The 22,215-nt window shown below is 54.4% G+C and carries 15 protein-coding genes; 7 read left to right on the top strand and 8 right to left on the bottom strand.

Translation table 11 applies throughout. The annotated features are described in order from the left end of the window. The first annotated feature begins 199 nt into the window (after window positions 1-199). From SCARR_RS03490 to SCARR_RS03470, 5 genes are all read left to right on the top strand, one after another. Window positions 200-2,164, top strand: coding sequence for an Ig-like domain-containing protein (locus SCARR_RS03490; protein WP_136060129.1), 1,965 nt, complete (start codon window positions 200-202; stop codon window positions 2,162-2,164). A gap of 69 nt (window positions 2,165-2,233) precedes the next feature. Continuing rightward, entirely contained in the window at window positions 2,234-2,959 is a 726-nt protein-coding gene (locus SCARR_RS03485; RefSeq protein ID WP_168432966.1) for a PEP-CTERM sorting domain-containing protein, read from the top strand. Window positions 2,960-3,044: 85 nt separating this feature from the next. Then, window positions 3,045-4,130, top strand: a complete 1,086-nt coding sequence (locus SCARR_RS03480; RefSeq protein ID WP_136060127.1) for a formylglycine-generating enzyme family protein — start codon at window positions 3,045-3,047, stop codon at window positions 4,128-4,130. A 97-nt stretch (window positions 4,131-4,227) separates the two neighbouring features. Further along, window positions 4,228-6,957 (top strand): sulfatase-like hydrolase/transferase, encoded by a 2,730-nt coding sequence (locus tag SCARR_RS03475; protein WP_136060126.1) that lies wholly within the window; start codon window positions 4,228-4,230, stop codon window positions 6,955-6,957. A gap of 46 nt (window positions 6,958-7,003) precedes the next feature. Further along, entirely contained in the window at window positions 7,004-10,345 is a 3,342-nt protein-coding gene (locus SCARR_RS03470) for a Sip1-related alpha-galactosidase (protein WP_136060125.1), read from the top strand. Window positions 10,346-10,408: 63 nt separating this feature from the next. Here the strand turns inward: SCARR_RS03470 and SCARR_RS03465 are convergent, their stop codons facing one another. From SCARR_RS03465 to SCARR_RS03455, 3 genes are read right to left on the bottom strand one after another with little or no spacing between them, the layout of a single operon-like run. Next, window positions 10,409-10,936: a protein-disulfide reductase DsbD domain-containing protein gene (locus SCARR_RS03465; protein WP_136060124.1), complete on the bottom strand. Its 528-nt coding sequence runs from the start codon at window positions 10,934-10,936 to the stop codon at window positions 10,409-10,411. Between the two features lie 7 nt (window positions 10,937-10,943). Then, the gene (locus tag SCARR_RS03460) at window positions 10,944-12,383 is read right to left on the bottom strand and encodes a sulfatase (protein WP_136060123.1); all 1,440 of its coding nucleotides are present in this window, start codon (window positions 12,381-12,383) and stop codon (window positions 10,944-10,946) included. Between the two features lie 6 nt (window positions 12,384-12,389). Then, the gene (locus tag SCARR_RS03455; protein WP_136060122.1) at window positions 12,390-14,435 is read right to left on the bottom strand and encodes a Sip1-related alpha-galactosidase; all 2,046 of its coding nucleotides are present in this window, start codon (window positions 14,433-14,435) and stop codon (window positions 12,390-12,392) included. 174 nt (window positions 14,436-14,609) lie between these two features. On the opposite strand from SCARR_RS03455, the gene SCARR_RS03450 reads away from it, so the two are divergent. Beyond that, window positions 14,610-16,247 carry a sulfatase gene (locus SCARR_RS03450; protein WP_136060121.1) on the top strand — a complete coding sequence of 546 codons (1,638 nt, stop codon included), beginning with the start codon at window positions 14,610-14,612 and terminating at the stop codon, window positions 16,245-16,247. A gap of 23 nt (window positions 16,248-16,270) precedes the next feature. Next, the gene (locus SCARR_RS28035) at window positions 16,271-16,423 is read left to right on the top strand and encodes a hypothetical protein (RefSeq protein ID WP_168432965.1); all 153 of its coding nucleotides are present in this window, start codon (window positions 16,271-16,273) and stop codon (window positions 16,421-16,423) included. Between the two features lie 159 nt (window positions 16,424-16,582). Here SCARR_RS28035 and SCARR_RS03445 read toward each other — a convergent pair whose 3' ends face one another. The 5 genes from SCARR_RS03445 to SCARR_RS03425 form a co-directional block, all read right to left on the bottom strand. Then, window positions 16,583-17,365 carry a CBM96 family carbohydrate-binding protein gene (locus tag SCARR_RS03445; RefSeq protein ID WP_246044442.1) on the bottom strand — a complete coding sequence of 261 codons (783 nt, stop codon included), beginning with the start codon at window positions 17,363-17,365 and terminating at the stop codon, window positions 16,583-16,585. Continuing rightward, on the bottom strand, window positions 17,305-17,757 hold the full coding sequence (locus SCARR_RS03440) for a putative Ig domain-containing protein (RefSeq protein ID WP_168432964.1): 453 nt from the start codon (window positions 17,755-17,757) through the stop codon (window positions 17,305-17,307). Before SCARR_RS03440 ends, SCARR_RS03445 begins: the two co-directional genes overlap by 61 nt. A 212-nt stretch (window positions 17,758-17,969) precedes the next feature. After that, window positions 17,970-18,701, bottom strand: coding sequence for a hypothetical protein (locus SCARR_RS03435; protein ID WP_136060118.1), 732 nt, complete (start codon window positions 18,699-18,701; stop codon window positions 17,970-17,972). A gap of 99 nt (window positions 18,702-18,800) precedes the next feature. Then, complete coding sequence (locus SCARR_RS03430; protein WP_136060117.1) at window positions 18,801-20,438, bottom strand: hypothetical protein; 1,638 nt, start codon at window positions 20,436-20,438, stop codon at window positions 18,801-18,803. A 320-nt stretch (window positions 20,439-20,758) separates the two neighbouring features. Beyond that, window positions 20,759-22,141 carry a sulfatase family protein gene (locus SCARR_RS03425; protein WP_136060116.1) on the bottom strand — a complete coding sequence of 461 codons (1,383 nt, stop codon included), beginning with the start codon at window positions 22,139-22,141 and terminating at the stop codon, window positions 20,759-20,761. Window positions 22,142-22,215 lie beyond the last annotated feature (74 nt).

Below are 22,215 nucleotides of genomic sequence, written 5' to 3'. Positions count from 1 at the left end.
CGATAATATATATAGCCGGAATTCCTGTTCGCGGAATCGTCATGTGAAAAAAATCAATTATATTCACGAATAGTATAATATGAGACGTTTCTAGGGCTATAGGTAAGAGAAGATTACATCCGAGTAAGTGAGATAAAAAGATATATTAAAAGCTCGAATTGTAGCGGAACTAAAAAAAGAAAGCAAAAGGAGACAGCAGATGAAAAAATATGGATATATAATTACATGTGTGACTGCTATGGCGCTGGGTTCCGCTTTGGCGGGAACGGTTTCCGTGATTGGCGGTGCGGATCCATCGACAGTTCTTTCCGGACTCGAAGGGACGGATGCAGGGACATCCAAACAACGCGAAGTTATTAATCGTGCTTCTGATAATAAAACAATTATTATCGGGCAATCGTTCACACTGGACGCTGCCCAGGTTTCTGGTGGAGGTTTTCAGTTGGGGGAGATCTTCCTTAGGTCAGCAAACAACAAGCATTTCTCCTCCTTTGCAGGGGATCTTGAAATCAACCTGTATCAAGGCGAGGGCGCGACGGCTGTTCTGCTGGATACTTATGAATTTAACATGGCTTCCTTTGACGACGGGGATACCAATGCTTTTGATGTGGCCATTGGCGACTGGGTGCGTTTTTCCCTGGATGGTGGCACCAACCTCACGGTTGCCACGAACTATAGTTTCGTGGCGTTCTGGGATACGACTAGCTCGGATGTTGCCAATACATGGAGCTTTTACCGCGGTGACACCTCTGGATATACCGACGGCGTTCAGTATGAAGAAATCAGTGATCTTTCCTGGACCAATAACTGGCCGAACAGTGCCTGGACAGGGATGGCTATTGCTGCCGCAGACCGGGATTTTTCCTTCTATGTCGGAGAGGCCTTGGTAGGTAATCAGGCTCCTGTTGCAAATGCTGACAGTGCGACCATCTACGGGGTTGATACCGCGCTCACGTTAACGGGAAGCGATCTGGATGGAGATGCATTGACCTTCTTAATCGAGGATCTTCCGGTAAACGGCACGCTGGTCGCCACAAATCTCCCGCAGGTGATCTACCAGCCAGACAGCCCGACCTTCGAAGGTAGCGATAACTTTACTTTCACAGTAACGGACGGCGTTTCCACCAGCGCGGCGGCAACGGTCTCTCTTTCGTTACTTTCCATAGAAACACCGGTGGTTCTTGATGTGGGCACCAGCACACCTTCAGCAGGGTCAATCGCTTCGCATCTCGCGGCAGGTGGAGACGAAGGAAACCGTGAAGTACGTTGGGACTCTGCTGCCAACCATTCTCTTGGTGGGCAGAGTTTTATAGCCACGACGAACGGCACAGCACAAAGTATCACCCTTAAAGTAAGATCAACTGAAGTATTCGCAAACTGGACGGCTAATTCATTCCAAATCCAGGTATTTGAAGGGGTTGGTGCGGGGTCAACGTCCTTAGGCTCGTATGATTATGATGCCACAGCGCTGGGCAGTTGGAACAACCACTGGGTTAAGTTCGGTCTGGGTTCCGGTATTCCAATGACCAATGGCGTGACGTATACCTACCTGATCGTATGTGGTGAGGAAGATGCCGATCACCGCATCAATTTTGCGCGTGATTCAAGTTCCACCGAATATCCTGATGGAAATGAAATGCGGGGAGCCAATGCCTACGATGTTGCAAATTTCGATACCGACCCCTGGGATGTTGCAACGCCGATTGGTGCCGCCGTTAATACGGCTCAGGTCGGTGACATGCTGTTTTCGATCGATGGAGATATCGGCCCGCAGTTGAGCGCACTGGAGCAATGGATTAAGGATTATGGCCTGAGCAACAACCTGTTGCTGGATTTGCCCGATGGCGACGGGATCAACAACCTGCTCGAATACGCGCTGGGTGGAAACCCTAACAACGACGATGCGGCCGCCATTCTGCCGACTTCCGAAGTGGATGGCGCCTGGTTGAACTATGTCTACCGTCGCCAGAACCCTGCGGATCCTGCGCTTAGCTATGCGGTGCTTTCCTCCACCGATCTGGTGAATGGCCCCATAACCAACGCCACTAGCGAAGCGGGGGCATCCCCGGTGGTGGATGGTTTCGAAACGGTAACCAACCGCATTTCCACCACAACGGAAGCTACTCAGTTCATGAACCTTAAGGTTGGATTCGGCAACCCGTAATTTGAACCTTCTGCCCGTTTTCCCGCGATGGGCGGGAGGCGGATGGAGGAACATGAAAAGGAGAAAGAAATGAAAAAAACAGCATTAATTGCGCTGGTTTCTGTCGCCGCCATCGGCGCGCAGGCCGGGGTGATTGTAAACCATGGGACGACTGCTCCTTCGGCAAATGTGTTGACGGGGGCTGATGTTGTCGGAGGAACTGTCCGGCAAGCGGTAAAAAACATCGCTGCCGTCAATGAGGTTGCAATGGGGCAGGTGTTTAGCTTGGGAGCCATTAACCCGACGGAAAAATATCAGCTGTCTGATCTTTATCTTAAATCGTATACCACTGAGAATCTTTCCTCTATGTCAGGTAATCTTGAGGTCAAGATTTTCTCGGGAATCAGCGGAGATGCATTGACGACGATTGCCTATGATCTTGCCACTTCTGCTTCTGTGGCAAAGGATGATTGGATTAAACTGGATCTAGGGGGGTATGAGCTGGCTGCCGGCGGCCAGTATTCCTTCATGGTATTCATGACTAGCGATGATGCCGATAATAACTGGGAATTCTACAAGTCCAAAGGCAGCGTATATGGTGGCGCTGGCGATCACGCATTGTTCGCCTCTACTGCGGACATCACAACGCCATGGAGTTCTACGGATCCATGGACTGTTATACAGCACCGGGATGATTCACATGATCAGGCATTTTTTGTGGCCGGGTCGGTGGTGATTCCGGAACCGGCGACGCTGGGGCTGGTTGCAATGGTTGGGGGAGCCCTTTTCGGTATCCGCCGATTTTTCATTGTCTAGTCTGTTTGGCAATGAAGAACGAATGGAGATGCGGCATCGCGCCGCATCTTTTTTCAAATGCTAATGAGGGTGTTTTGGAGAAAATATGAAGAAGTGGAGTGTCCTATTATTAATGATCGGCATGGCGGCCGGCGTAAGTGCAGTGGAAACAATGATTACTTGCGAGAAGATTGCGGATGAGGTAGCGGTTTCGGTCAGGTGGTCCTCGTCGCCGAGCATGGGATACCGTTTCTATGGTCGGCCGAACATGATAATTGGCGATTGGGACGATTTATCCGACCAGGTGGCGACGCCTGGTTTGTTCGCGACCAACTTGCCGAATGCACAGTTTTTTTTCCGTGCCGAATCCTACGAACTCCCTCCTCCTTCGTCCGGCATGGTGATGATTGTTGCCGGAACCAACAGCGGAACCGACCCGGATTTTGGCGCCTATTCGCTTACGGTGGATCGTTTCTGGATGGATACGACGGAGGTCTCCAAGGAAAAGTGGGACGACGTGGCGCTATGGGCATCCAATAACGGCTATAATATTTCCACGAACAAGGGTGCTGCCAAGGCTGCGGGACATCCTGTGCATTCCATCAGATACATTGAGAGCGTCCTCTACTGCAATGCCCGGAGCGAGATGGAGGGGCGGACTCCCTGTTACACGGAAGAAGGCGTGGTGTTCCGTACTTTTGACTATGTGAATCCGTTTACCGTAGATTGCGGTTTTCAGGCCAATGGTTATCGTTTGCCGACCGGCGACGAGTGGGAATATGCCGCCCGCGGCGGCCTGTCCGGCAAGCGCTTCCCGTGGGGCGATACCATCACTCATGTCAAAGCCAACTATTATGCATATTACAACAACCCAGCCTATCCGTATGACTTATCTACGGTGGCTGATGCGGGGCCTCATCGCTCCTACTGGTTCGACGGCGATGTGTTTCCGTATACGGCACCAGTCGGCGATCTTCCGGTAAACGGATATGGCCTGTTTAACATAGTGGGAAATCTTGCGGAATTCACCAATCCCGACGGAGCGATAACCAAGGCTTCGCAGCAATCTTCCAGAGGGGGATCCTTCAACTGGGAAGCCGATAAAGTCCGTTGCGGAGACAAGACGATGACGGGCGGATGGCTTTCCGGTGACACGAGATACGGTTTCCGCGCCGTCGTTTCCGCTCCATAATCTATTGTTCCAGACCTTGCAAACTGCCCCGAATGGAGTCGGGCGTTGTCTTCCTTTTGTCTGTGCGCATGTCAACTACGTAAACCAGAGGTTCATTGTGGAACACAATACACGAAGAATAATTCCTATCATCGCGCTGGGTTGCTTTGTAGCACTTGTGCTGCCCCGCGGATCGCACGCGGCAGCGATCAGCTGGAGTGCCGCCACGAACACCACGGGAAAATCCCAGCTCGTCGAGGGGAATGTTTTGCATGCATTTAATTGCGGAACGTCGCCATCCACGATTACGGGAGGGGGATCTAGCGGAACCGGTTCCTACCCCTTTTCTTCCGTGAATTTCCCCGGCTTGGACTTCGTTCCAACGGGAGCCGATGCTGACGAAAGCGTCGGGTCTGGCACGCTGGCATCCAGCGTCATTTATAAAGCGCCGGTCGTCATGGCCTCCACGGGCGATGCAAACTTTGATCTCGTCATTGGAAGTCTGGCCTATGCGAACCAGATCAAAACTGGAACGCTTACTCTTTCCGGACTGACGGTCGGCAACGATTATAAAGTTCAGGTGTTCTACAACGACCAGCGTAACTATAAATCTCTTACACTGGGTGATGGCTTGGGAAATTCGGCAACCATTATGAACGGAGCGGTATCCACTGGAGAGCCAGACGATTATGGGCAGCATGCCGTGGGCAGTTTTACCGCGGATGCTTCCTCCCAGGCCGTGACACTGTCAGCCCAGGCCGGAAGCATTCATGTGAACGCCATTCTCGTGGTGGGCATCAGCAAGGCTCCCTCGCCCGATGTGCCGGAGTTGCTGACGGCCATCCCGGCCAATGGACGCGTTGCCTTGAGCTGGAGCAAAAACGAGCAGGATGGGTTCGACCATTTTGTCGTCAAACGTTCCTCCGCAAACGGCGGCCCCTATGTTGCGCTGGCGGGAGCGGCCCCAACCACTGGAAACTTTATTGATACCAATGTCGTCAACGGCACCACCTACTATTACGTGGTTTCGGCAAAGAACAATCTGAATGAAGAATCGGCAGACTCGCTTGAAGCGTCTGCCGCGCCGGATGCATCGGTCAATCAGCCCAATATTTTCATGATCTACCTCGATGACCTCGATCCTTCTTTTGGCTGTTATGACGGATCGTTCGGGATTTCCCCCGATGCGGATCTCACCCATACGCCGAACATCGACACGCTGGCTTCGCAAGGTGTGCGTTATACGCGTGCCTATGTGGCCAACCCGGTTTGTTCGCCATCGCACACGGCACTCTTCTCCGGAAACTATGTCACGACCATCGGGGCGCCACATCATCGCTCCCACTATATTGACCAGTTGCCGGAAGGTCATGGGTCCCTTCCAAAACTGTTGACCGATGCCGGCTATTTCACGGTAAACATCAGCAACGGGGATATCCGATGGGGTGCATCGGGCAAGACCGACCTCAATTTTGACCGAAATCCCGATATGGTCAAAACGGTGGGCGACAACCCTCATCCACTCCAGCATATACAGGGATTTGACTTTACCGGCCCAGCAGATAGTCCTTCGTGCGATCCCTCGACTATCTTCATGGGCGGAGCCTGGACCAACCGCATGGCGGGGCAGCCGTTCTTTGCCTACGTCAATATTGAAACGGGCAAGAAGCACGGATTTGGAACGGGAACCACTTGGGCCAACGCCACCGGTGTGGCGGTGGATCCTGCGAATGTAACCATCCCTCCCTATCTCGAAGATTCCGCCGACTGGCGCGATTGGGTGGCCCAGTCGCTTAATGCGGTATCATGCACCGATTATGTGGTCGGCCAGTTTCTCGCCGGGCTCGACCTTGGCGGCGAGGCGGACAACACCCTCGTCATTCTCGCGTCCGACCACGGACGTGCCACCATGCGCCATAAGCAGTGGCTCTATGAAACCGGAATCCATGTGCCGATGATTATCCGCTGGCCGGGCAAAGTCACCCCCGCTTCGGTGAACACCAACCTGACCAGCATGATTGATATTGCCGCGACCTGTGCCGGTGTGGCGCATGCGATCCGTCCGCCGAAAATGGAAGGGCTGGATTTGTTCAACGACGACCTGACCAGCCGCACGGTTGTGTTTGCCTCCCGCGATGGGGTGGACGGCATCTTCGACCGCTCGCGGGCGGTGGTGGGCCATCGCTTCAAGTATATCCGCCATTTCTATCCCGAACTGCCCTTCATAAACGGGAATTATGCCAACTCCGTCCTCAATCCCCGCAGCATGACGAATAGTGTTTCCTTGACTCCGGAGCAGAGCTATTTCCTCGGCACGAAAGTGGCGGAGGAATTCTACGATCTTTTCAACGATCCATTCGAAGCGGTCAATCTGGCAACCCATGCCGCCTATGCGGCCGAGCTTAAAGCCTACCGCAAGATCCTGTCCGACTGGATGGATTCAACCGGTGACTACGCACCCGATGCCCGCATCGGTTTAGGGCGGGATCTGGTGGCCTACGACAATGTCGGGCCGGTTATCGCAACCTATCCCGTGCTGCTGGCCGATGCCGATGCCGATGGATTGAGCTACTATCATGAACTTGCATTTGATCTGGATTCCAACGTGCCCGATGCCTCCAATGCCACTTCGTTCTTCATGAACGTCAGCCAGGAAATGGATTATACCGTCCGCAACCTGCTCGATGGTGTTCGCTACGACATCCAGGTTTCCACCAATCTGGTGGATTGGGAGGTCTTCACCACGCTTGATGGCGAAACCGGCGGAAGCCCCACAACAATCACTATTCCGGACGCCCTGTCCGGTTCGTCGGGCAAGCTGTTTGTTCGCGTGGCCATCCCGCAGTAGGAATGCTCTTCAAGGAGCAATTTATAATAACCCAAGGTAATGCAAAATGAATCTCAGGGAATTCGTTTCCATGATGGCGGTCGGGCTGGCGCTTCAAGGTTGGGGTGCTGGGCTGGAATTGGATATGGTCCTGAACCAGGATGGTGTGGCGATTCATGAAAACTTTTCCGGGGCACCGGATGCGTTGGGTGTGCTGGGTCAATATTCCTTAAAGCTTCCTGCATATGACCGCGGAGTCTATTACCAAGGCGGCTGGTGGCCTTCTGGAGGTAACCGCGTCTACAGTCGCGTGATCCGCCCGCATGCCAATGGAACCGTCGACATTCTTGAGGTGCATGACCAGAATATAGAAGGGGGCATCTTCGCCATTTTCGAACTAACCGGCGGCGGCTATCTGGCCCTGCTTCCATTGTCAGGAACCGAGACCTATTCTTGGTTGAACGTTGATGGTGGCACCATCCAAGAACGGGAAAACCGCGAAGCCCCGACCGGGGAGTATGAGTGTCTTGGCGGAACATTGGAACTGAAGTTCGGGCATCACGGGGCTGCCGCCATCTCAAACGATCTTCCGATTTGCGCCTGGGCGAGGGGAGGGAGCCCCTACGAAGCTGCCGCCAAGGTATGGGAACAGGCCGCCGACCCGATCCTGTCGCAGGGGCGCTTCAAGCTGCGCGAGGAAAAAGCCTATCCCGAAATTTTCCGCTACCTTGGCTGGTGCAGCTGGGATTGTATCGGCATGGACGTCAACGAAACAAATATGGTGGATGCACTGCAAGGGCTCCACGAATCGACGGTACCCATCCGCTGGGCGCTGATGGACGACGGTCACTACGACAAGCTGACCCTCTTGAACGATACTAACGACTTCCCGAACAGCTATGGGAGCATGATGCAGTATCGCACCCCGGAAAAGCTGAAGTGGATGGGGATCTGGTATGCCATGTTCGGCAACTTCGGTGCCACCCCGCCCAACGACGCATGGGATGCGGTTTCGAACTCCTATGAAGTGGTGAATTCCAGAATGATGCCGAAGAACGATCTCGAATCGGCCCGCACGTTTTTCCGCCATATCTTCCGGGAAGGAAAAACCAACGACTTCGATTTCCTGAAAACCGATTTCCAGACCTTCAATATCAAGTTTTTTGGCGGCGTGTGGCCGGGCCGCAGCACCGCGCCGAGCGGTGCTTTCGCGAATCCCTATGCGGCTTCGATCAACGCCCAGCAGGGCTTCCATGAGGTAGTCGATAGCGATTTCAGCGCCCTGATCAACTGCAACTGGCATAACGCGCCCAGCCTCTTCGGATCGTTCGACAGTATCGTCGGCCGCTGCAGCGAAGACAACAAAGGGGGCGAACAGGATGCCATCAGCCACACCTTCCATGCCTTCTCCTCCACCCCCTGGCTCGGCCAGGTTTCATGGGGCGACCACGACATGTTCCACTCCGGCGACAGTTACACCAATGCCGCTCGGTTCAACGTGATTGCCAAGGCGGTTTCCGGAAGCTCGATCTATCTTTCCGAATATGCCGAAGACATCAATCGGGAATATGTGGAGGGGCTCTGCTATCAGGATGGCCTGCTGCTGCGCCCGCTGGCACCGGCGGCGCCTCTGCCGGAAGACCTCTTCCACCAGATGTACGACGATCGTCTCTCGGCAGCGATCGCCCCGTTGCCGAACAGCAACGCGACCCTCGTCGTCTACAACACGCACCGCCGCGGCCCACAGGCATCGATTGTCTACTCCAGAACTTTTACCGAAGCAGACTACGCAGAAGCGGGCGGCATGATTCAGCCTTATTCGGGGCCATGGAGCGCGCCGGATGAAGGTTTGCTGGTTTACGATTGGTACAACAAAAGCGCAAGAAAGATGGAAGCGGGTTGCGAAGTCAGCCTTGTCAACTTCGACTACCGCGTCCTTCAGCTCAGCCCGATACAGAATGGTTGGTCGGTTGTTGGGCGGACCGATAAATATCTCTCCGCCGCCGCCGTGAAATCTGTGCAGGCCGGAGCCGATATGCTGGTCGTTGAACTGCACCGCTCTGGGCCACTGACCATCTGGTCCGAGCGCGGCTATATCCCTCAGGCCGGCGGGATGGTCTTTACCTATTTGGGCGACGGCTTGTTCACGGCCGACCTCCCCGTCGCCAACGCACCTGTTCGGCTTGAGATCACGGACGGCGCTATGCTGCAAAACAACCGACCGGTGGCCGAACCCTCTACCGTAACGGTTTTGAAAAACGATAGTGTGGCCATTGTCCTGACCGGTGCCGACCTGGATGATGATACGCTCTCCTATATGGCCGACGATCAGCCGCGTCACGGCACCCTTGTCGGTACGGCACCCAGCCTGACCTATTTTCCGGATGCGGACTTCATCGGGGCCGACCGCTTTACCTTCACGGCAAGCGATGGGCAGACCAATAGCGCCGAAGCCACGGTTCCAATTACGGTTGAAGCCGAATCCGTCACGGCAACGGCTGAGAAAACCGGCCCGATCTCCCCGTCGGGCGGTGCCCATGTTCTGGCCGGAGGCGAAGGCTCGCAGACCCGCCAGCGTGAGGTGATCCGTACCGACACCCAGCAAATTGCAATCGGCCAGTCGTTCAGCCTCGCGGGGCTTCCGCCGGGGGGAGGCCAAAAACTTTCGGCTATCTACTTCAAATCGGCATCGGCCGAAAATTTCGATGCGTATTCCGGCCAGCTACAAATCAAGGTCTTTGCCGGAACCCAGAACAGCTCGAATGAGCTGGCAACCTATTCCTGCAATCTCGCCTCGTTTGGTGACGGTACGTCCGCCAACGAAGTGGATGCCAATGACTGGGTCAGGTTTTCTCTTGGGTCTGGCCTAGTGCTCGATGCCGTCGGCACATATAGCTTTCTCATGTTCTTCGACGAAAGCTCCGGCTCCAACCAGATCCATAAATGGGGTTTCCGCAGGGATAATTCAGGAATCTATACAGAAGGAACATTGTTTGAATGCACTTCCTACGCCGTTGAAGACTGGAATTCCAATGCTTGGAACAACGTCCTTGCCATGAACTCGGATGACTTTATGTTTTATGTTTCCGGTGCGGTCGTCCCAATCAATGTCGATAGTGACGGCGATGGATTGACCGATTCGCAGGAGATTGCGCTGGGTACCAATCGCGCCGATCCGGAGTCCGTATTCGGATTCACCGGAGTCGCACCTTTTCCTGTATCCGGAATGTTACAGCTGACGTGGCCCGCAAAGTCCGGCGTGCTCTACCGGTTGTGGGAAAGCCCGGATTTGGCTGACTGGGCCATTCTTCGCGATTGGACCAACGCGCTGACGTTTCCGTCGGATGTGCACGAAGTTGATCTCGCCACATCTGTCGGATTCTTCAAGATCGAGGCCCGGATTCAATAGCTGGTGCAGTACAAGACAGCAGAAGCGAGGAACTGGTCCATCTTGGCAGGGTTCTTTGTCGGGCTATTGCTTTTCCAGTGTGAACGACAGGTTGATCGTCTCTTTCTTGGGCGGCATGCAGACACCGGAGTCGAGGCAAAGCTGATATCCTGCCGTAACGGCCACGGTTCGGGGTTCGAAGGCGTATCCAGAGAGGGTCTTTATGGGTTTCTTCAAGATGAAGATGCCGTGGTATACTGTGTTCCCGTTAGGATCCTTTTCACCTTCGGGGCAGATCGTTTCGCCGAACTCCAATCCCTTGATTCCCGTAGTGGTGACGGTCATGAAGTTGAAGGATTTACTGACCGTTGCGTGCTGCCCCTCGGGAATGTTGTAGATGATCTGGAGTTCCTTTCCGGTAATCCGCGCCGACACCAACGGGAGCTTTGCGGCATCCAGGGTTTCGTCTGGTTCTGCGGTTGCGGGTTTTGCCGGGGCCAGCTTTAATTCACCCTGAGCGGTCACTTTGACGGGGAGTGCTGTGCTTGCTTTTTCGGCCATTGCGATGGTGGCAACGGCCAATGTTATGAGTATAAAGAATTTATGATTCATGATATTCCTATAGGGATGTCAGGCCGAGGCGCTGTTCAACCGCTTCCTTGTATTTTTCTGGCGGCGGGGGCATTCCCGCCATGTTCTGCTTGAGGAATTGAGTGAGCCGTTTCTGCAACTCTTTTGCTGCTTCGGGATACTGATCGATGAGGTTGGTGGTTTCGCCGATGTCCTTGTTGAGGTCGTAAAGCTCATCACCGTCCCCGTTGAAGAACATGAGATATTTCATGCCGCTTTTTTCGTCGAATATAGCGGCGTTGGCGCGTTGCCCCCATTTTTCGCGCGTGTCCGGGAAATACCAGACAAACTCGCGCGGCGGCAGCTGTTTCCCGGCAAAGACAGGAAGCAGGGAGGTGCTGTCGTTCGCGGGAGCCGTTTGCCCCGTCGCGTCCATAACGGTATTGAACACATCGCCAATATATATGCAGTGGTTGTATTCGGATCCGGGTTGGATATTCCCTTTCCATGCCATGAACGCGGGCACGCGAACGCCGGCCTCGTAGGTGGAGTTCTTTCCCCCGTTGAGCGGAACGCACGGTATCGAGTCGGTGGTGGAGCCGTTGTCTGAAAAGAAGATGAACAACGTATTGTCGTATTCGCCTATGGCTTTAAGCTTGTCGATCACGCGACCGACGGAGTCATCGACGGTTTCAATCATGCCCGCATAGACCGGATTGGTTTCGCTGGTAATCAGGTCCTTGCCGGTTTTGGGATCGTGGCGAACGGTTTTTTCCAATCCCATCTGCTTGATCTTGCGTTCATATTTTTTGATCAGCTCCAGTTTGGCCTCTTTTTGATTGTGGACGGAGTAGTACCAAAAGTTCAGGTAGAAGGGCTGGTCGGGCTTGCGCGCATCGATCAGTTTGAGGGCTTCCTCTGTCAGGCGGTCGGTGAGCTGCTCGCCCTCTTGGCCGCCTTTCTTGAGCATCGGCACGCTGTTGCGGTTGTGTGCTTTGCCGTTCCAGAGGTAGGGCCAGAAATAGGAACCGGGACCCCACGCCGTCCAACCGGCAATGTTGGCATCGAAACCGAGGTTTTCGGGATAGGTTTTATCCTTTTCGTTGCCCATATGCCATTTGCCGACGTGCCAGTTCTGGTAGCCCGCTTCTTTTAGATATTGCGGAAGAATTTTCTGTCCCTTGGGAATGAAGTGCATGTGGTTCCACATCTGCATCTTCATCGGGTGGCGGCCGGTCAGCGCCGTGGCACGCGCCGGCGCGCAGATAGCGGTGGAGGTGTAGGCCTGTGGAAAGCGTATGCCCTCGGCGCAAAGGCGGTCGATGTTCGGCGTTTCATAGAGCTTGGCGCCGAAGCAGCCGAGATCCTTCCAGCCCATATCGTCGATCAGAAAAAAGACGACGTTGGGTTTTTTCGTATTGTTTACCGCGCGGCAGGTTCCTGCGGCGGCCGTCACTCCGAGTGTTTGAATAAATCCTCTGCGTTTCATTTTGGTCTAATTCCTTTTGATGGCGAGTTCATAGGGTTCTGCATTTACGGGAAGATCGGCAACGAAAAATCCGTTTCCCTTTTCAATAAATTTGACGCCTTTGGCGATCGGTTTCCCATGGGCCAGCCAAATTCCGATGGGACCGGCTTCATGCACTAAAACCCAAAGCGTATCGCTTTCGCAGGAGAGCACTTCAACGGCGGCGGAGGATAGATATTTGTCGGTGCGTCCGATCACCGACCAGCCGTTTTTAATCGGGCTGAGTTGCAGGAGACGGTCGCCGAATCCTTTGATGGAAACGTTGTAGCCGCCACCGAGCTTTTGGGCAGTACCCTGATAGAAGTCAAAAACCACGAGACCCTCTTCGGGCAGTTTCCAATCATTGGAAAACGGCTGCATCATGCCACCGGCTGCGGCATAGTCGGCCGGGACAATGGTGGTGGGATATTCGGGGTTGTCGTTCTTGGCATCGCCATGGAAATTGTAGATTTCAATGGCGGCTGCGCCGTTGGCCAGCGGAGCCATGACCCGGTGCAGGCGTTTGCTTTCCAAGGGTTGAAAAATATCCTCGGGCAGCGGTGCGGCCGGGGCAAGCGGGCGCAGCAGCAGGCCGTCTTCGTAGCAGAGCGGCTTGATGTTTTCCATGTCGAGGTGGTCGTAGGGATCGGAGAGGTAGACCGGCGCGCCGGAGAGCGCCTTGGAGACGGCCATCATGCGTCCGGCAAATGGGTCGTTGGAATGGAACATGTCGTGGTCGCCCCAGGCGGTCTGGCCAAGCCACGGGATGGCGGCGTAGGAATCGTAGAGGTGTGCTTTGGCTTTTTTGAGGTTACCCTTGCTGTAGTCGGCTGAGCAGCGCCCGACGACCGAGTCGGCGGAATTGAACAGAAAGTGCGGCTGGTGCCAGTTGCAGTTAATAAGCCCCCCGAATTCTTCTTCGACCACATTCTGGTAAACGCGCGCGTAAGTGACGGTTGCCTCGACGGGGTTGTCGATGGCGTGGGTGTTGTCCGCGGGAAAGTTGGCCGTGATGGAGCCCTTGTCGGCACCGGCATAGTAGGGGAGCAACCCGCCGTAAAAATCGACTTTCAAGAAGTCGATGTTATCACGTTTGGAAAAGCTGAAGAGATAGCGAAGAAAGGCTTCCGTGTCCTGCGCGTTGGGTTTTGCTATCCGCTTTTTGTTGTAGGTGGTCATCATGTGCTTGCTGATATCGCCGAGCTGTCCCGGCGCGCGAATCGCATTGCATTCGCCCATCAGCGCATGCCACATGCCGACCCATCGGATGCCGCCTTCGGAGCGCAGGTCGGTCAGCGGCTTGTAGCCTTGCGGGAAGGTTTCGGCCTTCGGCTTGAGCGTCTGGTTGTTGAAGTGGCCATCATCGACGAGGAAATAGCGCACCGGGGCAGGGGAGGCGGCCAAACCTTTGAGCTGCTCGACCAGTTTGCCGGAGTCGATGTTCTTATGGAACTCCTCCCATGAACACCAGCCGAGGTAGCGGAACATTTCGGGATAGTCCTTTTCCGCGCGCAGCTTCATGTGGCCTTTGATCTGAGGTGTTTCGGCGGCGGATTTCCAAACCTTGGAACACGCCTCGTAGGGCGTGGTGCCGCGCGCCCATGCGACCAGAGGAAAGTCGCCCTTGATGGAGGATTTTCCATGGGTGCCGAACTTGAGGATGAAATCAGAGCCGTTCGGGGCGAACCAGGAGTAGGCTTGGTCTCCACTCAATGGAAGCACGGCCAAGTAGCCGCCGTCCTTGAGTTCGAGCAGCAGGAAGATGCCGCCTTCGTCGCCCTTGGGCGTGGTGATGTGGCGGCCGGAGACGCGATTGCCGGCATAAGGCCACCACTGGCCGCGGTAGTAGACCCCGCGGCTGAATTCCGGCACTTTTAAGGTAAAGGTACTCATCACGCCTTTTGAATCGGGGGAGGCGGAATGGTTTTCGAGAATCTTAACCCCGTTTTCCAGTGTTTGGAGATCGATTGTGGAGGCTTGGGCGGAGATAAGGCCGAGCAGGAGCGGCGTCAGCATGACATTTTTGAGATTCATAGATTATCCTGTTAGCTTGATTCGGGTTCTTTCAGTAAACGATGGCCAACCGGGAACTTTGAACAAAATTTGGGCAATTCCTCAGAAAACTGAGTTTTACAATTGAACCTGCAGATTAAATAAAACATATTATTCGCAACGTATACAACCTTCAATTGAAGATGGGAAACAATCATGATTAATCAAATAGCAAGACGCGGACTGGTTCTCAGCCTCGGGCTGGTCACCGTATTTATTTCAGCTGCTGCAAATGTACATGGAGCGGGTAATAAACCGAAGCGGCCTCCAAATGTATTGTTTATTCCGGTGGACGATCTGAAGCCAATGCTCGGCTGCTACGGTGACGACACCATCAAAACCCCTAACATTGATCGTTTGGCGAAACGGGGCATGGTTTTTCTGAACAACCATTGCCAGCAGGCGGTCTGCGGGCCGTCGCGCGCCAGCCTTATGACCGGCCTTTATGCAGACACCACCCGTGTCTACGATCTGGCGACAAAGATGCGTGATATGAACCCGGACATCCTGACCCTGCCGCAGTATTTCAAGCAGATGGGCTACGAAACCACAGGCCTCGGCAAAACCTATGATTCGCGTTGTGTTGATAAAAAACTGGATGAACCCTCTTGGTCGATCCCCTATTCAAAAGGCGGCGCAAATATGATCTACGCTGAAGGTTTTGAAGAACCGGTCTATGGGTTTCAAAATCCGGAGACTAAAAAGCGCAATTTGGCGGCCAGCAAGCTTTATCAGCAGGAAAAGAAGAAAGAAGGGGGGCGTAGCGAAAAGGAAATCATTAAGAGCTCGCCCGGCGCCCGTCCCGCCTACGAATGCTGCGATGTTCCGGACGATGCCTACTACGACGGCGCTCGCACGGCCGGCGCCATGAAACTGCTCGAAAAACTGGCCGCTGCCGACAAGCCGTTCTTCCTTTCGATGGGCTACCAGAAGCCGCACCTGCCATTTGTCGCGCCGAAAAAATACTGGGACCTGTACGACCCCAAAAAGATTGAGCTGGCGGAATATATCAAGATGCCAGCGGATGCGCCATCCATCGGCTATCAGCCGGGATGGGAGCTGCGCGGCATGTATTCTGATGTGCCGGCCGATGACAATCTTCCTGAAGAGTACCAGCGCACCCTCATTCACGGCTACATGGCCTGCGTCAGCTATATCGACGCGCAGGTTGGCCGTTTGCTCGACCAGCTCGACGAGCTGGGCATTGCCGACAATACCATCATCTGCCTGTGGGGCGACCACGGCTGGCATCTGGGCGATCACAACATGTGGTGCAAGCACAGCAATTTTGAGCAGGGCACCCATTCGCCGCTCATCGTGGCTGCGCCCTGGTCAAAGACCAAAGGCAAAACAACCGCTGCACCGTCAGAGTTCGTGGATGTTTTCCCGACCCTGTGCGATTTGTCCGGTCTGGAGATTCCATCCCACCTGCCGGGGAAAAGTCTCGTGCCGCTGATGGACGGCAAAGCCGGCAAGGTGAAGGATTTTGCATTCAGTCAGTATCCCCGCACGCCTTCCGGCAAGGTCTATATGGGCTATACCCTGCGCGACGAACGCTACCGCTACATTGCCTGGTACAAGGTTGAGGACGAGCAGGCCTATAAAAATGAGAAGCGCGACTTTGGGATGCAAGCCGAGCCCGCCTTCATCGAGTTGTACGATTATGAAAAAGATCCGCTCGAAACCCAGAGTCTCGCCGGGAATCCTGAACAGGCCGGACGCATAGCCGCCTATGAAAAAGCGTTGAAACAGAAGATTGCCGAAATAGCCGCCTGCAAAGTGAGCAGCAACTAGAGTAAATCTGAGAGTAGAAGAGTATGGTTAAGAAGATAACGATACTCAATGTTTTCATGATTTGTTGTTGCACGGGTAGCGCGTTGGCTAAGCAATCGCGCAAGTTGGAGCATCTGCTGGATGGCACCTCCATTAATTATTACTACCAGACCGGTATGACGATTCATCTGGAGTGACATCAAGAGTTTCTCTGGATATGAGGGAGAAGGAAAGCAGGGGCTTGAATATCTGATGCGAGTTCCCGGTTGGGCGGTTCTCATAAGAGGAACGCGAAGCGGATATCTGTACCACTCCAGTTGGCCCGCACCTTTCCTCGCAGGTGCGTCATGAGCATTTCAATCTTCCAGGCCGAGTTCCAGTTTCAGGAACTGCTGTGCTTTTCCCGTGGTTGGAACGCGGTTGGTGACGATTTCGAAATTGGCGTCGATGATGGCAGAACCGACCTCCTGGGTATCGTTTGTCCAGATATTGGAAACCAGGTTGGTGGTCGATTGTACTTCATAGGTCAGCTTGCGCAGGGCGGCGTCCCGGTGGCGGGTGTAGATGTAGTTGAACCAGTTTGTCCCGAGGGACTCGCCCATGGTGTGGAAGGGCAGAATGCTCGCGGCGTCGTTTGAAGTTGGATTACCGCCTAGCGCATATTCGGCAAGGTTTGCGAGCAGGTCGCCATCCGGATCGGAGAGGGTGTTGGTATCGCTCAGGGCGGGGTATGTGCCGACCCAATCGGTATAGAGCTGCGACGGTGTAAGAGCGATGGTGCCGATTTCTAAAACGGGAGGCATTCCACCTTCCTTGCTGGAGAGTTCCCCCAGGCTATCGACCGGGGTCTGGATGGCAGCGCTGTAGACGCCGTTGCTGGTGACCATGCTGCTGACATCGATTTCCGTCCATGTGTTCGATGTAGCTTGCGCACTGCCGATCAATGCGCCAAGTGGGAGCAGATTGTTCCAGGTCAGGGTATCTTCCGTCCAAGACGAGTCGGATATCCGGTGGAAGTCAATCTGGCCGTTCTGCGAAATGGAATGCACTTTCAGGATGGCACTCGACGGATTGCCTGTTAGGCTGACTGCAAACTTAATAAAGGCAATCCGCGCCCAACTGCTGTTTGTTGAGCGCAGCTGGAGGTAGGTTTTGTTCCCGTTGATGCTGTCCGGCCCCGTTTTCCGTAGGAGTCATCGGTTGCTTCGAATTCGAGCGTCTGAGGGGGAGATACCCCGTTCACGGTGATCTGCACGGTGGTCTGGTCGGAAAGGCCTCCGCCATCGGTGGCTTCCACCACGATTTGGTTGGTTCCGGCATCGCTGTTTTCCGGAACACCGGCCAGGGTGCCGTCACTCCAGACCAGCAGCCAGTCGGGGCCGGGAATTTTGCGGAAGGTCAAGGCGTCGTTTCCTGCATCGGTAATGTCGTTGGTCAGTGATGCCTGATAGAAAATCCCTTCCCGTACATCGGGTTTAATGATGGGATCGGAGATGAATGCCGGGGCGGTGTTCGAGGTCGTGATGACCAATTCGGGCGGGGTTCCCCCCTCCAATTAACAGCATTGCGCTGATGACTATTTTAATCCGTTCTTTGTATGGGGATAGCATTTTAATTCTCTTCTTTAAACATCCAGTGAATTTAGCAGCCTCATACGCACAGCCGTGGCGACCGGGAGGCCTCCACGTATTTTAAAATGCGCTGCCCACGCAGGCAGGGAGTCGTATATAGGGGGGAGTGCTGCTACAGAACCAGGCGCCGGATAAACAGCAGTCCGCCTCCGCACAATGCAATAAGTGATAGTACAGCCGGTTCCGGAACAACGGTCAGGTAATCCATATTGCTGGAGGTGCCGTTCCAGTCTTTGGCGGCTGGAATCCAAAAGCTAAGACTAGCGATATCCGTCAATCCAGGAACCCCAGTGGTTGTCGATGTCCAGACAGTATCGCTATCCATTTTCCAAGAGGTGGACAGCGTGCCTGCATCCAAATCGAAATCCATTTTCATAATGGCTCCGTCGGTTCCTGATGCATGGGCAAAATCATTAGCGGTGGTTTTTGTGCTCGTAGAGTCGACAAATTGCAATTGCGTTGTCGTGTTCTTTTTAATCCAGGTCGCCTTCGTGGTGGTACCGGCGGAGTTCTTTAGATTGATTTGGAATCCCGCGCCACTTGTAGCGGCTGCCATGGACCAGCTGTCCATACGAAACTGCATTGTAACGGTGCCGGAGGTTAGCCCCATTCCCGAAACGGAGCTGCCTACGCCATTCACTGTAGGGGCGAACACCATGTTGCTGGATCCATCTTGAGCAATACCAGCAATGTTGGAGTTAAAGTTGTTGGTAAGACTGCCCCCGCTCACGGATTGCTTCAGCTCAGTTCCTGACGAGTCGCCGAACTGGTAGTCAATGATGGCCGCCGAGGCAGTCATCGAGACCGCTAGTATTGCAATAGCTATTAGACCTGCTTTTTTCATATTTCTTATCCTTTTTTTATTTCTATCCGATCCGTTCGGGGAAAGTTCAAGTGACTTAATCTTCACGAGGCGTAGCGCCTCACGAGATTGTATCGCCGTTTAGTTTTTGATGATCCTCAGCTGAATGTACTGTTGGTCGTCGGCAGCAGTGGAAATGCGGTTGGTGACCGCGTCGAAATCGCTATCCACTTCGCCCGTACCCGTTACGGCATATTTAGATGTGTCGTTGGTCCATGTGCCTATTGCCAGATTGGGCGTCAGCTCAAGGTTGTAGTTCAGCCCATCTGTGGTGGCTGTTTTGCGTTTGATATAGACATAGTCCAGCCCCTCGATGGTCGGGGAGATGCCCATCTCAGCCGCATTGGTTGGATTGCCGCCCAGCGCATATTCATAGAGGTTGTTGTAGCCGTCTTTGTCGGGGTCGACCGCATATCCTGCGCCGGCGCCAACCAAATCATGATCCAGGGCCCACTGGCTATAGGGGAGCGCGGTGCCGCCGGCATAGTCATAACTCAGGATCAACGATCTCAGATAAATGCCGTTCGTTGTTCCGGCATTTCCCGTGAAGTGGATAGACCACGTGGAAATATTGGTCTCCGAGAGAGCGGTCAAGTTTTCCAGTACATTGCCGGCACCATATTCAGCAACATCCACATCCAGAGCAAATGGGCCCATTAGGTTGGTTGTGGTGGTTCCATCGGAAACACTGAGCGACTGCGGGTTGTTCCAATTACCAAAGCCGAATGATGCCGAAAGGTTGGATACCGAACCGCCTTCGATGGCCAGCGTCAATTTCAGGGATTCCGCATCGGGAACGCTGTCGATCCAGTTCGTTGTTCCTCCGGTTACACCCATGCCGGTATTGAGAGCGTAAATATTTCCATTCACGGATTCCGCAGAGACCGTGAAGATCAGTCCATTGGTGTCCATAGCAACAAAGTCGGCCGACGGAACGCCGGTATCCTTAGGCAGCGGCGACATCTCCCACCAGCCTGCGAGTCGTGTGTTTGGCCCGCCTAGGACCACCGTGTTGGCAGGGCCTGTATTCGTGGATGCGCTATCAGAAAATGTCAGGTAATCAATCTCAATATGATCTCCGGCCACATACTTCTGGTTGCCCACATTGAGCCGGACCACATCGACCGCACCATCGTTGACGGAAAGATCCAGGGACGATTGTTCCGAGTTGGTGCCGATTGTGTAGTAGACGTCCAGCAGGTCGTTATCCAGATCCACCACGGCGCGCACAACCAGATCATTCGTCAGAGTGTGCGAATTGAAATAGTGGACGTCGGTTCGAGTCGTACCGACCTTCACCTGCAAACGTAGCCCCTCGGCTTTGTTAATCAGCCCAATGCTCCACAGGTCGGTTCTATCATCCCCGTTTATGTCGGATAAGCCGACGGTGAAACTTCCGCCAAGGCCGTTTGAGTTTACGGTGCTGCCGCTGATAAATTTGGTTTCGACGGTGTAGGAGCCGCTGGTCAAATCCGGTGTGGTCAGTTCCGCGTTAGATAAAAGGCCGTAGTTGGATACAAAATATGAAGCCCTTAGGTGGCCGTTTGTGACGGTTACGCCGGCATTAGCGGTAGCAAACGTTGCTGTGCCTGCGTCGTTATTCAGCTTTGTAACCTTTCTTCCATCGATGTCGTTCATCTGCCAGTCTTCAAGGACTGCGGCCGAGGCCGATACTGCGAATGCGAGTATTGCTATTTGAATTACCGCTGTTTTTTTCATCTTTCAACTCCATCTTTGCCTGCCCGATTCATTCGGGCAGATCTATATTTGCACAAGCCTGATGAAACAGGTGGCTAAGGCTTTTATCCTTCCTTGGAGCGAACAGCCTAAGTGTAACAGGCTCACCGGGACACCTTGCTTGTATTTCTATAGTGCCATGATTAGCCATGAGAAGGCCGAACGTCCATGGTACGTATGGCATAAGGTTTGTGATGTTTGGTAACGCGGATTTCTGCGGTTTCCAGGGGCTGGAAAACAAAACAGCCCGGTGGAATAAATCCCGCCCGGCTGATAAGCCATCGTGTTATTATGCGCTTGTTTTAGAAATGAAGGCGGCGCGGCAGGATAGAGCGGGAGGCTTCGATGGTTCGTGCAAGGGCGCGTTCTTTGAGCTCGCGCGCCGGCAGGGTTTCAAGCCCGTTGGCCATATTTTTGAACTCGCCGGGATCGGCCTGCAGGTCGTAGAGCACTTCGCGATGGCCGTTCTCTTCGACATAACGCAGATATTTATATTCTTCCGTTCGCAGCATAATATGCCCCGGTCCATGCACGGCATAGACATCGTCTCGGCATTTCACTTCGCTGCCGTCGAGGAGTCCCCGGGCATAGGAGCGCCCGGCCATGGCCGGGTGCAACGGCGTACCGGTCAGGTCCAGCAGGGTCGGCAGGACGTCGATCATCTCCACCAATCCATCGATGCGGCGGCCCGGCGTGCCGAGCCCGTTAGGCCAGTGCATCGTCCATGGAACCCGCATAATCGAATCGTAGAAACTCGGACCCTTGCCCATCCGTCCGTGGTCGCCGCACAGGTCGCCATGGTCGGAGTTAAAGAGGATGAGGGTATCTTCGTAGACGCCAAGTTCCTTGAGTTGGTCGATCAGCTTGCCGATGGCCATATCGACGCCGGTGGCCATGGCGTAGAAGTGGCGGCGGTATTCCTGCAAATGGTCCGCGCTCCACTGATTCGGATCGTTCCAATCATTGGAATGGTGCAGCGGCAGATCCATTTCCTGGTCGCGGTAGGGCTCGAACATTTCGCGCGTGGGATTCATCGGCGGGTGGGGGGCGTCGAAGCCGAGATGCATGAACTGCGGGTCCTGGCGGAGCCCCCATGCGCCGAGGTAGCGGCAGGCCTGCGTGGCGATCCATCCGCTGTGCGAAGCCTGCCACGGAGCATCCAATACCTGGAACTCGGAATATTCACTGTGCCGCTCCTTCGACATTGGCCGCGGAAGCGTGAAGGTGTCGACCAGCTCCGGATATTCGCCGCGCAGCCAGGTGCGGTAGGCATCCTCGTAGCAGCCCGGTTCTTCCGGGGCCTGGAAAATATCGAAGCCGTAGGTGTTGCGCGGGCTTGGGTCGAGGTCGTGGTCTTCGTGTCCCTGGAAATGCAGCTTGCCAATCTGCAAGGTGCGGTAGCCAGCGTTGGCAAAGCTGCGCGCCATGGTCGGCGCGAAGTCGGCCGGCAGCTCCTGCCCGTTTTCCATGACGCCGGTCTGCTGCGGGTAGCAGCCGGTCATGAAGGAGCAGCGGCTGGGCATGCAGAGCGGATTCTGTGCAAAGCAGTTGGTGAAGCTGGCTCCGTTGTTGACGAGTTTATCGAGGTTGGGCGTCTGCACAACCGGGTTGCCGAGGGCGCCGATGGCGTCGGCACGAATGTGGTCGGTCGTGATCCAGATAACATTGAGGGGTCTTTTTTTCATTGGCGGAATTCACACTCAGTCAGGTCATGGGCGTCATAAGGATTTCCTTAAAACATCCAACGTTTATAACCCTG

Origin of the sequence: Pontiella sulfatireligans (assembly GCF_900890705.1) — a bacterium.
GTDB lineage: Bacteria > Verrucomicrobiota > Kiritimatiellia > Kiritimatiellales > Pontiellaceae > Pontiella > Pontiella sulfatireligans.
The sequence above is the reverse complement of the archived record's forward strand: the minus strand, read 5'-3'. Positions and strand labels throughout refer to the sequence as shown.